General features: G+C 64.9%; 15 protein-coding genes and 1 pseudogene. 5 read left to right on the top strand and 11 right to left on the bottom strand.

Annotated features, from left to right (window positions below):
• Positions 1 to 92: 92 nt before the first annotated feature.
• Positions 93 to 698 (top strand): alpha-ketoglutarate-dependent dioxygenase AlkB family protein, encoded by a 606-nt coding sequence (locus ACVOLQ_RS17700; RefSeq protein WP_481528804.1) that lies wholly within the window; start codon positions 93 to 95, stop codon positions 696 to 698.
• On the opposite strand, the gene ACVOLQ_RS17695 is transcribed toward ACVOLQ_RS17700, so the two are convergent.
• From ACVOLQ_RS17695 to ACVOLQ_RS17680, 4 genes are read right to left on the bottom strand one after another with little or no spacing between them, the layout of a single operon-like run.
• Positions 652 to 1,299 (bottom strand): ABC-type transport auxiliary lipoprotein family protein, encoded by a 648-nt coding sequence (locus tag ACVOLQ_RS17695; protein WP_313494013.1) that lies wholly within the window; start codon positions 1,297 to 1,299, stop codon positions 652 to 654. The genes ACVOLQ_RS17700 and ACVOLQ_RS17695 overlap by 47 nt on opposite strands.
• The gene (locus ACVOLQ_RS17690; RefSeq protein WP_313172475.1) at positions 1,296 to 2,222 is read right to left on the bottom strand and encodes an MlaD family protein; all 927 of its coding nucleotides are present in this window, start codon (positions 2,220 to 2,222) and stop codon (positions 1,296 to 1,298) included. Before ACVOLQ_RS17690 ends, ACVOLQ_RS17695 begins: the two co-directional genes overlap by 4 nt.
• Before the next feature lies 1 nt (position 2,223).
• Positions 2,224 to 3,033 (bottom strand): ABC transporter ATP-binding protein, encoded by an 810-nt coding sequence (locus ACVOLQ_RS17685; protein ID WP_313172474.1) that lies wholly within the window; start codon positions 3,031 to 3,033, stop codon positions 2,224 to 2,226.
• Between the two features lie 4 nt (positions 3,034 to 3,037).
• On the bottom strand, positions 3,038 to 4,150 hold the full coding sequence (locus ACVOLQ_RS17680) for an ABC transporter permease (RefSeq protein ID WP_481528803.1): 1,113 nt from the start codon (positions 4,148 to 4,150) through the stop codon (positions 3,038 to 3,040).
• An 83-nt stretch (positions 4,151 to 4,233) separates the two neighbouring features.
• Here ACVOLQ_RS17680 and ACVOLQ_RS17675 point away from each other — a divergent pair, with 83 nt between their 5' ends.
• Positions 4,234 to 5,505 carry a threonine/serine exporter family protein gene (locus tag ACVOLQ_RS17675; protein ID WP_481528802.1) on the top strand — a complete coding sequence of 424 codons (1,272 nt, stop codon included), beginning with the start codon at positions 4,234 to 4,236 and terminating at the stop codon, positions 5,503 to 5,505.
• A 294-nt stretch (positions 5,506 to 5,799) separates the two neighbouring features.
• Here ACVOLQ_RS17675 and ACVOLQ_RS17670 read toward each other — a convergent pair.
• The 3 genes and pseudogenes from ACVOLQ_RS17670 to ACVOLQ_RS17660 all read right to left on the bottom strand — a co-directional run.
• A pseudogene (locus tag ACVOLQ_RS17670) lies at positions 5,800 to 6,177 on the bottom strand (H-NS histone family protein); the annotation flags it as partial.
• 162 nt (positions 6,178 to 6,339) lie between these two features.
• On the bottom strand, positions 6,340 to 8,034 hold the full coding sequence (locus tag ACVOLQ_RS17665; RefSeq protein ID WP_481528801.1) for a proline--tRNA ligase: 1,695 nt from the start codon (positions 8,032 to 8,034) through the stop codon (positions 6,340 to 6,342).
• A gap of 225 nt (positions 8,035 to 8,259) precedes the next feature.
• A complete protein-coding gene (locus ACVOLQ_RS17660) occupies positions 8,260 to 8,649 on the bottom strand; it encodes a DUF4124 domain-containing protein (RefSeq protein WP_313172469.1) in 390 nt (129 codons plus the stop codon).
• A gap of 82 nt (positions 8,650 to 8,731) precedes the next feature.
• Between ACVOLQ_RS17660 and pssA the strand changes: the two genes are divergently transcribed.
• The 3 genes from pssA to rimI are packed head-to-tail and all read left to right on the top strand — an operon-like array spanning position 8,732 to position 10,466.
• Positions 8,732 to 9,511 (top strand): CDP-diacylglycerol--serine O-phosphatidyltransferase, encoded by a 780-nt coding sequence (gene pssA, locus ACVOLQ_RS17655; RefSeq protein ID WP_313172666.1) that lies wholly within the window; start codon positions 8,732 to 8,734, stop codon positions 9,509 to 9,511.
• A gap of 56 nt (positions 9,512 to 9,567) precedes the next feature.
• Positions 9,568 to 9,984, top strand: coding sequence for an alanine acetyltransferase (locus ACVOLQ_RS17650; protein ID WP_481528811.1), 417 nt, complete (start codon positions 9,568 to 9,570; stop codon positions 9,982 to 9,984).
• On the top strand, positions 9,972 to 10,466 hold the full coding sequence (rimI, locus tag ACVOLQ_RS17645; protein ID WP_313172663.1) for a ribosomal protein S18-alanine N-acetyltransferase: 495 nt from the start codon (positions 9,972 to 9,974) through the stop codon (positions 10,464 to 10,466). Before ACVOLQ_RS17650 ends, rimI begins: the two co-directional genes overlap by 13 nt.
• 22 nt (positions 10,467 to 10,488) lie before the next feature.
• Here the strand turns inward: rimI and ACVOLQ_RS17640 are convergent, their stop codons facing one another.
• From ACVOLQ_RS17640 to ACVOLQ_RS17625, 4 genes are all read right to left on the bottom strand, one after another.
• Entirely contained in the window at positions 10,489 to 11,313 is an 825-nt protein-coding gene (locus ACVOLQ_RS17640) for an EamA family transporter (protein WP_313172467.1), read from the bottom strand.
• 410 nt (positions 11,314 to 11,723) lie between these two features.
• Positions 11,724 to 14,579, bottom strand: coding sequence for a valine--tRNA ligase (locus ACVOLQ_RS17635; protein WP_481528800.1), 2,856 nt, complete (start codon positions 14,577 to 14,579; stop codon positions 11,724 to 11,726).
• Positions 14,580 to 14,610: 31 nt separating this feature from the next.
• Positions 14,611 to 14,799 (bottom strand): YqaE/Pmp3 family membrane protein, encoded by a 189-nt coding sequence (locus ACVOLQ_RS17630; RefSeq protein WP_481513769.1) that lies wholly within the window; start codon positions 14,797 to 14,799, stop codon positions 14,611 to 14,613.
• Positions 14,800 to 14,811: 12 nt separating this feature from the next.
• Positions 14,812 to 15,237: a DNA polymerase III subunit chi gene (locus ACVOLQ_RS17625; RefSeq protein ID WP_313495938.1), complete on the bottom strand. Its 426-nt coding sequence runs from the start codon at positions 15,235 to 15,237 to the stop codon at positions 14,812 to 14,814.
• Positions 15,238 to 15,328: the final 91 nt, after the last annotated feature.

Here is a 15,328-nt window from a genome sequence, read left to right as displayed (position 1 = left end):
ATGAGCATGGGAGTTCCGGCGGCTGATTTCGACTCGTATTCTCGGTGGTTGGCGTTGCACCAGCAAATTCGACCCCGTGTTAGCGTCTCCAGATGTCGAATCCCGAGAAGCCATTGCCAGCCGATGTCCAGCACCTGCCGACCTGGCTGCCGTCAGCGCACGCAGATACCTTGATGGATGCCTTGCTGGCACGGGTGCCTTGGGACGTTCACCGCATCCGCATGTTCGGGCGCTGGCTGGATTCGCCGCGGCTGAGTTGCTGGATGGGCGATGCGGATGCGCATTACCGCTATTCCGGGGCGGATTTCCTTCCGCATCCGTGGACGCCGGCAGTGCTGGCGGTGCGCGAGCAGCTGCAGCAGGCTGTTGATGGGCGCTTCAACAGCGTGCTGCTCAATCGCTACCGCGATGGCCGCGACAGCATGGGATGGCATAGCGATGACGAGCCTGAACTGGGGCCGATGCCGTTGATTGCCTCGTTGAGCCTTGGGGCATCGCGGCGTTTCCTACTGCGTCGTCGGGATGATCCTGCGCAGAAGCTCGAATACCTGCTCGGTCACGGCGACCTGCTGCTGATGCGCGGGCAGTGCCAGCGTGACTACCAGCATGCGCTGCCCAAGACCGCGCGGGTTTGCAACGAGCGCATCAATCTTACTTTCCGCCAGATCGTTGCTGTGCCGCATCGCGCTGGCCGCTGAGCAGGGTCCAGCCGATCAGCTCGGCGCTGGTCTTGTCCAACGCGGTTTCGAAGGCGGCGGCGACGCTGCTGATCTCGGCGCTGGCAGCCGGCTCGGCGACGACGATGGTGCGCGCGGCGACCACGCGCTGGTCCAGGCTGTGGATGAGCTTGGCGTTGAGTTCGATGGTGGCCGCCGGTACGTCGCCGCCACGGTAGTCCGACTCGAAGCGGCGCAGGTCGGTGGTGAGCTTGTAGTCCGAGCGGATGCCGGTGGCGATACGCGCAACCGCGTCGATCTTTCCCGAATCTTCGAAGCCACGCAGCAGGGTGTCTTCCAGGATGTCGGTGGCTGGCTGCGACCAGGTGGCGCCGCGATAGACCTCCAGCTCGCCCGGCGTCGGCCGCACATTGATGCGCGGGCTGTCGATCAGGCGCGCAGCGCTGGGCTTGGCGATGGCCAACTGCCAGCTCACCTGCGGCCAGGCCGGGTCGGCCTGCACCCTGACTTGAGGTGCATAAATGGTGGTGGACTGGCGGTCACCGCCGGCCAGTACCGAGCAGCCGGCCAGGGCCAGCAGGCAGGCCGGGGCAAGCAGCTTGATCAGGGGAATGCGCTTCATTTGGGTTCGAACTCCTTCGGGGCATCGCGGCCGAGCAGGTAGCGTGCCGGATTGTTCTCCAGCCGGTCACTGACCCGGCGCAGGTCGCGGATCAGGCCGCGCAGTTCGGTCAGGGTCGGGCCGAGCTGGGCCAGGCCATCATTGGCAAAACTGTTGATGGCCGCGCGGTTCTCGCCAAGGATGGCATCGGCATTGCCGGCCGCCGAGTCGAGCTTGGCCAGGCTGGCATCCAGCTTGTCCATGGTCGCCGGCAGTTCCCGCAGCACGTTCTCGTCCAGGTTCTTGATGGCGCCATTGGCCGAACCCAGGGTGACGTTGAGGTTGCGCGCCGCATCGCGGGCTTCGATGAGCAGGGCCTGGGTACCTTCGTCGCGATCGGCCAGACCGCCGCTGATGGTTTCCAGATGGGCAAGCGTGGTGGTGATCTTGCGGACGTTTTCATCACTGAGCAGCTCATCCATGCGCTCGACCACGCGGTTGGCGACGTCGGTGATGTTCTGCAGGGCTGACGGTGAGGTGGCGATGGTCGGCACCGGTTCCTTGCTGACCGCGGTCAATGCGGCGGCCTGCGGGGTGCCGCCACTGAGCTGGATGATCGACGGCCCGGTCAGGCTGGTGATGGCCAGCTTGGCGCGGGTATCGGTCTTGACCGGGGTGGTGGAGTTGAGCCGCAGCTTGGCCACCACCTTGCGCGGGTCATCCGGGGCCAAGGTCAGCTCGGTGATCGAGCCGACCGCGATGCCGTTGTATTGCACCGGGCTGCCCACTGACAGGCCGGTTACCGCCTCGGTGAATACCACCCGGTATTCCTGCCAGGTGCGGTCGGAAGAGTATTTGGCCGCCCATAGTCCAAAGGCGAGCAGGGCAACGCCGATGAGCAGGGTGAAGGCACCGATCAGGACGTAGTTGGCTTTGGTTTCCATATCAAGCGGGCTCGTGCTGGAGGCCGCGCGCGGCGCGGGCGCGGGGGCCGTGGAAGTATTCGCGTATCCACGGGTGGTCGAGTTGTTCAATCTCGGGCAATGGGGCGTTGGCGATGACCTTGTGGTCGGCCAGTACCGCGACGCGGTCGCAGATGGCGTAGAGCGTGTCCAGGTCATGGGTGATCAGGAACACGGTCAGGCCCAGCGCTTCCTGCAGGGTCTTGATCAGGTGGTCGAACGCGGCCGCACCTATCGGGTCGAGGCCGGCGGTGGGTTCGTCCAGGAACAGCAGCGGCGGATCCAGCGCCAGCGCACGGGCAAGCCCGGCGCGCTTGCGCATGCCGCCGGAGAGCTGCGAGGGCAGTTTGCTGATGGCATCGGCGGGCAGGCCTGCCAGTTTCACTTTCAGCAGGGCCAGTTCGTAATGCCAGCGCTCGCTGAGTTCGGGATGGTGCTCTTTCAGCGGTACCTGCACGTTCTCGCCCACCGTCAGCGAGGAAAACAGCGCGCCGTCCTGGAACAGCACGCCGGTATTGCGCTCGATGCGCAGGCGGTCGGCGGGATTGCCCGAACGCGCATCCACACCCAGCACCTCGATCTGCCCGGCATCGGGCGTGCGCAGGCCGAGGATGGAGCGCATCAACACCGATTTGCCGGTGCCCGAGCCGCCAACCACGCCGAGAATTTCGCCGCGGCGGACGTCCAGATCCAGGCCGTCGTGCACGGTCTGACTGCCAAAGCGATTGACCAGCCCGCGCACGCGGATGGCCAGGTCGCTGCTGCCGGTGGTGGCGTCTTCGGTCGTGTCCATCGCCTTACCAGCCCATATGCATGAACCACAACGCGGCCAGCGCGTCGAGGATGATGACCAGCGAGATCGTCTGCACCACGCTGGAGGTGGTACGTTCGCCCACCGATTGCGCCGTGCCTTCCACCTTCAGGCCTTCCAGGCAGCCGATCAGGGCGATGATCAACGCGAACACCGGCGCCTTGGACAGGCCAACCAGCATGTGCCGCACTTCGATGGTGTCGTGCATGCGCGCCAGGTACATCTGCGGCGGGATATCCAGGTCGAACGCGCCAACGGTGACGCCGCCGGCCAGGCCGGCGATCATCGCGATGAAGGTCAGCAAGGGCAGCATGATCAGCAAGGCAACCACGCGTGGCAGCACCAGCAGGTCGATCGGGTCCAGGCCCAGGGTCTGGATGGCATCGATTTCCTCGCGTGCCTTCATCGCACCGATCTGCGCGGTGAAGGCGCTGGCGGTGCGGCCGGCCAGCACGATGGCGGTGAGCAGCACCGCGAACTCGCGCAGGAAGGCGATCGAGACCAGCTCCACCACGTAGATCTCGGCGCCGAAGTCGCGCAGGATGGTGGAGCCGAGGAAGGCGATCACCGCACCCACCAGATACGACAGCAAGGCCACCAGCGGCACCGCGTTCAGGCCGACCTCTTCCATGTGGTTGACCGCCGCGGTGAGCCGGAAGCGCCGTGGCTGGCGGATCAGCCTTGCCAGTTTGGCCAGGTTCTCACCAAGGAAATTGACCAGCACGACGATGTTGCCGGCGATGGCATGCACCGAGCGGCCAAGACGATCCAGCGCTGCGGCCACGCCGAAGTCACGCTGCGGCTTGGGCCGTTCATCGGCGACTTCCTCGATGGTGCAGACCAGCGCCTGGTGGTCTGCGCGGAACTGCAGCGCATCATCCGGCAACCCCAGCTTGTGCGCATAGCGCAGCAACAACAGCACCCCGGCCGAGTCGAGGCGATCGATCCCGCGCGCATCGATGCCGGTCACGGCCCCGGTCTGCGCGTGCAGTACCTCGCCCGAACGCAGTGCGGTGGCCAAGGTCCAGTTGCCGGAAAGCCTGAGCAGGCCATCCGCGTCGGCGGGGAGTACGCAATTGGGCGGGGGAATGTCTTTCATGGTGACCATTGGTTACGGAGAATAACCTGTCCGCCCTTCAAGCCAGATGAGTATTTCATCCGCTTCAGGTGATACTAGCGGCCATGTCTGCCGAAACCCTTGCCGCTGCCCCGGCCACTGCTTCCAATCGCGCTACCTATGCGCAACGTGTGGCCTTCGTTTCGGAGATGGCTGGGCGTCTGCACAGTTATGGCACAACTGCCCAGCGCCTGGAGGCGGCAGTGGTCGCATTGGCGCAGCAGCTGGACCTGGATTGCGAGCCATGGTCAAACCCGACCGGCTTGATCCTGAGTTTCAGCGACCCCACCCGCGCCATCGGCTCCAGTGACATCACCCGCGTGATCCGGCTGGGGCCGGGCGACACCAATCTGCACAAACTGGCGATGGCCGACCAGATTGCCGATGCGGTCTCAGCCGGGCAGATGTCGATCGCGCAGGGGCATACCGCACTGCGACAGCTCGACAAGGACGGCGGGCTGCGCAGCAAGATCCAGCTGCTGGCGTCCTTCACCCTGGGCTCGGCGGGCGTGGCCGGCTTGTGGCGGCTGCCATGGCTGGACATCGCCACCGCGGGTATTACCGGCCTGCTGATCGGCCTGATGCTGTTCTATACCGACCGCCGGGTCGCCACGCGCGAGGCCGGCGAAGCCTTGGCGGCGCTGTTGGCGGGTTTCGTGGCGGTGCTGGTGGCCAGCTTCATCGGGCCGTTGAACATGAATTCCACCATCATCGCCTCGCTGGTGGTGCTGCTGCCCGGCATGGCGTTGACCAACTCGGTCAACGAACTGGCCAGTGGCCATTGGGTATCCGGCACGGCACGCTTTGCCGGGGCACTGACCACCATCATGAAACTGACGGTGGGGGCGATGATCGCGGTGACCATCGCCAATTCCATCGGTCTGGAACCGGTGATCCGTGCCTCGCGGCCACAATCCAACTGGGTGGAATGGGGCTCGGTGCTCGTCGCTTCGTTTGCCTTTGCGATGTTGTTCCGGGCCAGCAAGCGCGATTACCCATGGGTCATGGCCGCCTCGGTGGCCGGCTACGCCATTTCCCGTTATGGCGGGCAGTTGTGGGGCGCACCTGCGGGCATCTTTCTGGCGGCGATGACGGTGACGGCCGCAGGCAATCTGTTCGGGCGCATCGTGCAGCGCCCCGGTGCCATCGTGCGCCTGCCCGGCATCATCATGCTGGTGCCGGGCAGTACCAGCCTGCGTGGGGTCTTGAGCCTGATCCAGCAGCAGAATGTGAGTGCCGGCGAATCGGCGCTGTTGACCGTGGTCAATGTAGTGATGGCCCTGGTGGCAGGCCTGTTGTTCGGCAACCTGCTGGTGCCGGCGCGCAAGAATCTGTAACGGCTGGAAGGCGTGGCTGGGCTAATTGAGAGGCGTTGCCAGCAGCCACTGTGCTGGCTGCATGCACCTGTGCAGTGCGGGTAAGTGCAGCGCGGCCGGCGCTGTTCGCGGATTACCTGCAGGACCAATCGAACCGGTTTTCCCGGGTGCGCTGCGCTTGCCCGCGCTGCTTTTTTGTTCGTTGCGCTGCGGTTGCAGGCAGAAATGCGTTTGTAACTAGTGGGGTTACCCAAATTGCAATAAGAAAACGCCGGCAGTTGCCGGCGTCTTGTAATCCATATTCCAGAGTTATTACTTCTGGATCAGGAAATCTTCAACCTTGCGGCCAGCCTTGGTGTATTCGGCCAACCAGCGCGGCTGCTTGCCACGGCCGGTCCAGGTCTCGGCGGCATTGGCCGGGTTGCGGTACTTCGGCTCAACCTTCGGCAGCTTGCGGCCGGTCTTGGCGGCGCCCTTGCTGGCCTTGGCGCCACGCGGGGCCTTCACTGCGGCGGCAGCGCCGGTACCGAACAGCTCTTCGACGGTATAACCAGCCTTCTTGGCGGCAGCGGCTACCAGGGCGCGGGCCTTGGCAATCGGCTGGCGCTTGGCGACAACGGTCTTGCGCTTCTGTGCGTCGCGGATCAGAACGGCCAGCTCTTTGGCCGACAGCTGGGACAGGTCAATACTCATCGAATAACTACTCCGGATAATGGGTTGGGGGTGTATGCCATTCCGTGGCAGCGCGGCAAAGCATAGCGGGCTGATAACGGGAATGACAAATTAATAGCGTTTTACATGTTATCCGGAAATGAAAACGCCGGGACAATGTCCCGGCGTTATAAGCGATCAATCTCAGCCGATGATCCTGCTGATCGCCGCGGCCTTATCCAGATTCTCTGCTTCGCTGGCATTGCGTGCGCGGTACTCGACGGTTCCTGCCGCCAGGCCGCGCTCGGATACCACGATGCGATGCGGGATGCCGATCAGCTCCATGTCGGCGAACATCTGGCCCGGGCGCAGGCCGCGGTCGTCCAGCGCGGCATCCACGCCGGCGGCCTGCAGTTCGGCCAGCAGCGCCTCGGCAGCGGCGCTGACCGCCGGGTCCTGTTTCGGGTTGATCATGCAGACCACCGCTTGCCACGGTGCCATGCTGACCGGCCAGATAATGCCGGCGTCGTCGTGGTTCTGCTCGATGGCGGCGGCGACGATGCGCGATACCCCGATGCCATAACAGCCCATCGCCATCACCGCGGCCTTGCCGTTCTGATCCAGTACGGTCGCCTTCAATGCCTGTGCATATTGGCGGCCCAACTGGAATACGTGGCCGACTTCGATGCCGCGGGTAATCTTCAACTCGCCGCCATCACGGGCGCGGTCGCCGGCCTTGACGTTGCGGATATCGGCTACTTCCGGCTCTGCCAGGTCGCGGCCCCAGTTGACGCCGGCAATATGCAGACCTTTCTCATTGGCGCCGACGACAAAATCGGCCATGGTCGCAACTTCACGGTCTGCCACCACGCGGATCGGCTTGCGCGCATTCAACGGTCCCAGGAAACCGGGCTCGCTGCCGAGATAATCGGCAATCTCGGCCTCGCTGGCCATGCGGTAATCGGCCAGGCCAGCCACCTTGGCCAGTTTGATTTCGTTGACCTCATGGTCGCCGCGGACCAGGGCCAGCACGAATTCATTCTCGGTGGTCATCAGTGCAATCGACTTGACCGTGCGCAGCAGGGCGATCCCCATCAGCGCGGCCACTTCCTCGCAGGTCTTCTGGGTGGGCGTGTCGATCTTGCGCAGTTCCTCGCTGGCGGCGCCGCGCGCTGCCGGGTCGGCGGCAATCGCCGCTTCCACGTTGGCCGCGTAATCCGAGCCGGTGGAAAACACGAGTGCGTCTTCGCCCGAATCGGCGATGACATGGAATTCCTGCGAGGCATCGCCGCCGATGGCGCCCGAGTCGGCCTGCACTGCGCGGAACTCCAGGCCCAGTCGGGTGAAGATGCGGCTGTAGGCGGCCTTCATGTTTTCGTATTCGGCCACCAGGCTGGCGTCGTCCAGATGGAAGGAATAGGCATCCTTCATCAGAAACTCGCGCGAGCGCATCACGCCGAAGCGCGGGCGGATTTCGTCACGGAACTTGGTCTGCACCTGGTAGAAATTGACCGGCAGCTGCTTGTAGCTGGACAGTTCCTGGCGGGCGAAGTCGGTAATGGCCTCTTCCGCGGTGGGGCTGTAGCAGTATTCCTGTTCCTTGCGGTCCTTGATTTTCAGCAACTGGCCGCCGAATTTCTCCCAGCGACCGGTTTCTTCCCACAGCTCCTTGGGCTGGATGGTCGGCAGCTGCAGTTCCACTGCACCGGCGCGGTTCATTTCCTCGCGGACGATGGTTTCCACCTTGCGCAGCACCCGCAGGCCCAGCGGCGACCAGGTGTACAGGCCCGATGCCAGCTTGCGGATCATGCCCGCGCGCAGCATCAGCCGGTGGCTGACCAGTTCGGCGTCGGCGGGGGTTTCCTTGGTGGTATGCAGGTGGAAGCGGGAAAGGCGCATGGCAGGGGGCTTCGCAAAACGGACGATCCCCTATTTGGCCCGCCTTGCAGCCCCTTCGCACCGCCACCAACGGGGTCGGGGGGTGGGGGGGGCGGTGGGAGCGGCGTACGCCGCGAAGCCGGGAACGCCGGATTGCCGGTAAATGCTGGCAATTGCTGGTCTATGAGCATCACGGCTTACGCCGCTCCCACCTTCCGAATCCCACATCCCAGCTGTCCCGAAGGCTCACTTCTTCGGTGCAGGCTTGCAATAGGCGGCCGCCGCCGCCTCGGCCAGCTGCTTCTGCGCACCGCGCTGGGTGTCGTCCAGCGCGGTATCGGGCTTGCCGTCACCATCGGTATCCTGCATGACCGGGGCGCTGCCGTTCAGCAGCTCCAGGTTCCTGCGCGCGCCCAGGCACTGTTCCGATTCGGCGGATTCGGCGGCTGCGGCAGGCTCGGCGGTAGAAGCGCCGCTGGCGGTGATGCGGCGGGTCTCGTACTGCTTGCCGGTCGGCGGCCGTTCCGAGTACTGGGTGACGCCATTGGCGTCCTTCCACTTGTACAGATTTGCGGCACTGGCAGTGGCAGCGGTGCCGAGCAGGAGCAGGCAGCAGAGGCGGGGCAGGGTGAGCATGGCAACTCCAGACGCCGGAACGGGGCAGGGGCCGATTGCAGCACCCGGTGACGTGGCTGGCAAGTCGATTAAACTGGTGGGTATGGACGAATTGAGACCACCACCGCGTTCGCGCAGCATCTACCTGCTTCCGAACCTGTTCACCACTGCCGGCCTGTTTGCCGGGTTTTACGCGATCATTGCCGCTTCCAACGGCCAGTTCGTCAACGCCAGCGTCGCCGTGTTCGTGGCGGCGGTGATGGACGGGCTGGACGGCCGGGTTGCGCGCTTGACCGGTACCAGCAGCGAATTCGGCGTGCAGTACGACTCCCTGGCCGACCTGGTCAGCTTCGGCATGGCGCCGGCGCTGGTCATGTACCACTGGGCGCTGTCCTCGTTGAAGTTCGATGGCGACGTGCTGGGCCGGGTCGGCTGGTCGGCCGCCTTTCTGTACGCGGCCTGCGCGGCGCTGCGGTTGGCGCGCTTCAATACCCAGGTGGGTACGGTCGACAAGCGCTGGTTTGTCGGCCTGGCCAGCCCGGCGGCGGCCGGTTTGATGATGTCCTTCGTCTGGGCCTTCGCCGATGGCGGGCTTGGCTGGAGTGGCGATGAGTTGCGTTACGTGGCGCTGGGCGTGACCATCGTGGCTGGCCTGCTGATGGTCAGCCGGATCCGTTTCTGGAGCTTCAAGGGCGGTGGCGAGAAGGGCCCGCGCTCTGAGCGCGTCCCCTTCGTGGTGCTGGCCCTGGTGCCCATTGTGATTTCCATCGTGGTGCTGGACCCGGCACGTACCTTGTTGGTGGTCGGTGTGATCTACGCGCTGTCCGGTCCGGTGATGTGGCTGTTGCAACGCTGGCGGCAGCCGGCCGGCAAGGTGCAGTGATCGGTTTCTCGCCCGCACCGGCGTGGACGCCTGAGCAGCAGGCATGGCTGCAGGCGATGGGCTATACGGTCTATCTCGAGGGCGGGGCGCTGGATGCGCCACCCGCCGCGGCTGCGCCAGGCGTTGATGCCGGTCCGGTAGCGGTCGAGCCGCCGCCGCATTCGCCACCAGCGCGGTCGGCCGCAGCTGCGGCGCCGCGTGAAATGGCAAGCAAGCCACCGCCGGCACCGAGTACCGCGCCAGCGCCGGTGTTTGCCGCCAGCACGACCGCCGGTGTTCGTCGCAGTGGCGGCCTGCGGATGCCGGATCGGTTGCAGATTGCCCTGTTGCGCGCTTCTGGCTGCAACCCGAATGACCCGCAGACGCGGGCGCTGATGGACAGTTGGCCCCTGGCCGAACTGCGCGCCAACCCCGCGGCCAAGCGCGCGCTGTGGCCGCAACTGCGTGCGTTGCGGCGGAAATCACGGCAATGAGCGCCTCGGGGTCGGTCCTGCGTCCCATGTACGAGGGGGATCTGGACGCGGTGATGGAGGTGGAACTGCGCGCCTATCCCTTCCCGTGGACGCGCGGCATCTTCCAGGATTGCCTGCGTGCGGACTATCCCAGCCGGGTGCTGGTGCAAGGGACCGACATCGTCGGCTACGCCGTGCTGAGTCTTGCCGCCGATGAGGCGCATGTACTCAACGTGTGCGTGGACCCGCTGTGCCAGTCACGCGGCCATGGCCGACGGTTGTTGCGCGAGTTGGTGCGTATCGCCCGCCAGCGCGGCGCGTTGCGCGTGTTCCTGGAAGTGCGGCCCTCCAATGCTCCGGCCATTGCGTTGTATCACAGCGAGGGCTTCAACGAGATTGGCCGGCGCCCGCGTTACTACCCGCTGGTGAGCGGGCGCGAGGACGCGCTGGTGATGGCGATGGAGCTGGTGGACGACGACATCAGCGTGATGCCGCCGCTCTGAGCATCAGCGGCTAAAGGCGTGCCTACGCCAGCCGCAGCAGCACCACGCCGGCAATGATCAGCAACGCGGCGAGCAATCGCCTGCGGCTGATGTGTTCTTTGAGCAGCAACGCGGAAATCAGCAGCGCGAACAGGATGGAGGTTTCGCGCAGTGCGGCGATGACGGCGACCGGCGCGCGGGTCATTGCCCACAGCGCGATTGCATACGAGGCGGTCGTGCCGAAGCCGCCCACCAGCCCGCGCTGCCAGTTGCCGCGCAGATAGCCCTGCAACTGCTGGCGACGGGCGAACAAGGCCCAGATTGGCAGCGGCAGGCCGGACAGCAGGAATAGCCACAGCGTATAGCTCAGCGCATTGCCGGACAGGCGCGCGCCCTGCGCGTCGACCAGGGTGTAGGTGGCGATGACCATGGCGATGCACAGGGGCAGGCGGATGCTGTGTGCCTTGCTGGCGCCGGCCATGCACAGGATGCCGGTACTGATCAGGGCGATGCCGGCCCAGGCAGTGGTAGCCAACCGCTCGTCGAACAACCACGTGCCGGCGATGGCGACCAGCAGCGGTGCGCAGCCGCGCATCAAGGGGTAGGACAGGCTCATGTCGGCGCTGTGGTAGGCGCGGGCGACCAACAGGTAGTAGCCGGTCTGCAGCGCGGCAGAGGCTGCGAGCCAAGGCCAGCTGTCCGTTGCCGGTAATGGCAACCAGGGCAGGACGGTGGCTGAGAGCACCGCGGCCCAGCCGGTGACCAGGATGGTGGTCAGCAGCTTGTCGCCGCCCAGTTTGACGATGGCGTTCCAACTGGCATGGAGCAGGGCGGCGAACAGGACGGCGCAGAAGATGCCCAGGGACATGGTGGGTGATGGCTTGGGTGTTGGGGGAGGGTAGCTGGGATCGGGGGGAGCAAAAAGGCAAAAGGTAAAAGGCAGAAGGCAGAAGCCCCCTCATCCGCCCTGACGGGCACCTTCTCCCGCAAGCGGGAGAAGGGACAGCAACGATTTGTGCGCTGTGATGGGTTCGCCGCGCGATCACGCGCGAGCTAAAGCCAAAGCCAAAGCCAAAGCCAAAGCACGTAAAGCCGATTGCTCAGTGACACCGCAGAAGTGCATGGTGCATTGCATTCCCTTCTCCCGCCTGCGGGAGAAGGTGCCCGACCGGGCGGATGAGGGCGCTCTTCGCTCTGGGCAGGGTGCTTGCCAGCAACCAACACGCACAAAAGAAAACGCCGCCCGAAGGCGGCGTTTCTCAACACAAATAACAGGCCTTACAGCTTCGCACGCTGTTCCTGCAGGCCGGCCAGCTGGCTGTTCCAGTCGAGCAGGCGCACGCGCTCCTGTTCGACCACGGCTGCCGGCACCTTGTCGGTGAACTTGGACAGCTTGGTCTCGCTCTTTTCCTTCTCGGCGGACACGCGGGCGATTTCCTTGTCCAGGCGCGCACGCTCGGCATCCAGGTCGACCAGGCCTTCCAACGGCACCAGCAGCTTGAGCTCACCGACAATCGCGGCCGCGGCCGGCGGCGTCACTGCATCGCCGGCCAACCAATCAATGCTTTCCAGCTTGAGCAGGAAGCGCAGCTGCGACGCGAAGCGTTCGACACGTGCACGATCCGCGGCCTGGCCACCCTGCAGCAACAGGCGCACCTGCTTGGACGGCGGCACGTTCAACTCGCTGCGCACGCGGCGCAGGGCGCTGACCATGGTCTTGAACCACTCCACGTCGGCTTCGGCCTGCGCGTAGTCGTCGGCAAATTCCTCTGCCGTCGGATAGCTGCGCAGCGACAGCGAGTCGGCAGCAATGCCCAAGCGCGGTGCCACCTGTTGCCACAGCTGTTCGGTGACGAACGGGGTCAGCGGGTGCAGCAGGCGCAGCACCGCTTCCAGCACGTACAGCAGGGTGTGGCGGGTGCTGGCTGCATCTTCGGCGTTGTCGCCGTTGAGCGCCGGCTTGGTCAGTTCCAGGAACCAATCGCAGAATTCGTTCCAGACGAATTCGTACAGCGCCTGCGACAACAGGTCGAAGCGGTAGTCGGCGAAGTGCTGCTGCGCTTCGGCGGCGACCTTGGCCAGGCGCGCCAGGATCCACTTCTCGGCATCGGTGCTTGCAGCAGGCACACCCTCACCCCCAGCCCCTCTCCCGGTGGGAGAGGGGAGCACGAAGCCCTCGGTGTTCATCAGGGTGAAGCGGCTGGCATTCCACAGCTTGTTGCAGAAGTTCTTGTAGCCCTCGGCGCGGCTCATATCGAACTTGATGTCGCGGCCATGGGTGGCCAGCGCGGCGATGGTGAAGCGCAGCGCATCGGCACCGTGGGCGATGATGCCGTCCGGGAATTCCTTGCGCGTGGCCTTTTCGATCTTCTCGGCCATCTTCGGCTGCATCAGGCCATGGGTGCGCTTGGCCACCAGGTCGTCGATGCTGATGCCGTCGATGATGTCCAGCGGATCGAGCACATTGCCCTTGGACTTGGACATCTTCTGGCCCTGGCCATCACGGATCAGGCCGGTGATGTAGACGTCCTTGAACGGGATCTGGCCGGTGAAGCTGTCGGTGGCCATGATCATGCGCGCCACCCAGAAGAAGATGATGTCGAAGCCGGTGATCAGCACGTTCGACGGCAGGTAGCGCTCAAAGCCGCGCTCGGTCATCGCCGCTTCATTCGGCCAGCCCAAGGTGGAGAACGGCCACAGCTGCGAGGAGAACCAGGTCTCCAGCACGTCGCTGTCCTGGGTGAGCACCACGTCGGCGCCCAGCCCAGCCTTGGCGCGGGCCTCGGCCTCGTTGCGGCCGACATAGCAGTTGCCCGCTTCGTCGAACCACGCAGGAATGCGATGGCCCCACCACAGCTGGCGGCTGATGCACCAATCCTGGATGTTCTCCATCCAGTGGCGATAGGTGTTGATCCAGTTGCCCGGCACGAACTTGATGGAGCCCTTTTCCACAAGCTCCAGGCCGCGCTTGGCAAGCCCGTCCATCTTCACGAACCACTGGTCGGTGAGGTAGGGCTCGATCACCTGGCCGGTACGGTCGCCGCGCGGCACCTGCAGCTTGTGCGCCTTGGTCTCGACCAGGATGCCCAGGTCTTCCAGCTCGGCCAGGATCAGCTTGCGCGCCTCGTAACGGTCCAGGCCACGGTATTTTTCCGGGGCGTTCTCGTTGAGCGTGGCGGTGGTGGTGAACAGGTTGATCATCGGCAGGCTGTGACGCACGCCCACCTGGTAGTCGTTGAAGTCGTGCGCCGGGGTCACCTTGACCACGCCGGTGCCGAACGCCTTGTCGACGTAGTCGTCGCCGATCACCGGCACGCTGCGGCCGGTCAACGGCAGGGTCACGCGCTTGCCGATCAGGTGCGCATAGCGGCTGTCTTCCGGGTGCACCATCACCGCGGTGTCGCCCAGCAGGGTTTCCGGGCGGGTGGTGGCCACGACCAGGGACGTGCGGGTTTCGCGCAGGGTTTCGTTGCCGTCGGCATCGACCTCGACGTGCTCGTAGCTGGCGCCGTCTTCCAGCGCGTAGGCAATCGACCACATGAAGCCGTCTTCTTCCACGCTCTCCACTTCCAGGTCGGAAATGGCGGTCTTCAGCACCGGGTCCCAGTTGACCAGGCGCTGGCCACGGTAGATCAGGCCCTGCTCATGCCAGCGGATGAAGGACTCGATCACCGCCTCGCTCGGGCCCGGGTCCATGGTGAAGGTGCTGCGCGACCAGTCGGCCGAGGTGCCGAGGCGGCGCATCTGGCCTTCGATCACGTTGCCCGAATGTGCCTTCCACTCCCACACCTTGCCGATGAAGCCATCGCGGCCCAGCGAGTCGCGGGTCTCACCCTTGCCTTCCAGCGCCAGGTTGCGGCTGACCACCATTTCGGTGGCGATGCCGGCGTGGTCGGTACCCACCTGCCACAGCGTGTCGTAGCCACGCATGCGGTGGTAACGGATCAGGGCATCCATCAGCGTCTGCTGGAAGGCGTGGCCCATGTGCAGGGTGCCGGTGACATTCGGCGGCGGCAGCAGGATGGTGTAGGGCTCGCCCTTGCCGGACGGCTTGAACAGGCCGGCTTTTTCCCACGACTCATAGAGCGCGGTTTCAAAGGTTTTGGGGTCGTAGCTGGAGGCGAGTTGGGTCATGCGGGGAAACCGGAAAGAGCGAGGGGAGGGATCAGCGCGCCAATGCGCGCTTGATCTTCTGGTCGGTGTGGTACTGGCTGACCGCGTATGCAGCCCAGATGGCGGCGGGCACCCAGCCGATCAAGGTAATTTGCAGGATGAGACAGACAATGCCGGAAATCGGACGGCCAATGGTGAAAAAGGCCAGCCACGGCAGCAGGATGGCAATCAGCAGGCGCATGGGTGTCTTCCTTTACATGTCGTATTTGTTGAGCGTGTAGTTGGCGGCCTTGTACTGGCGCCAGCGTTCACGCAGCGGTTCGCGTGCGGCCGGGTCGGCCGGCACCACTTCCAGCACCCGCTCGCAGGCACCCAGGTAGGGTTCGTCGCGCAGGTTGATCACCAGCGGTCGCTCCGGCGCGTCGGCACCGGGCGTGGCGATCAGCACGATGGCCTCTTCCTCGTCCACGTCCTCGCCGATGATCTGGTGCGGGATATAGGCGTCCGGGTCGAACGACCACAGCAGCTCGTCCAGTTCCTCGGCCTGGGCCTGGTCGCGGGCCAGCACCAGCGTGTACAGACCGCCGTCGTTGGCCTTGCGGGCAAGCTCGCACACCAGTTTCAACGGTTCGGTGAGAAAACGCGGCTTGGCGATCAGGTAGAAGTCGGCACGCATCAGGTCACAAGAAAGTAGAAGGGGATTGGAAAACCGGGGTGGGGGGGGGGGGGGTTGGGGGGGCCCCCCCCCCCGGCGCCCCGGGGGGGGCCCC

This window comes from Stenotrophomonas sp. STEN031 (assembly GCF_056759975.1).
The sequence above is the reverse complement of the archived record's forward strand: the minus strand, read 5'-3'. Positions and strand labels throughout refer to the sequence as shown.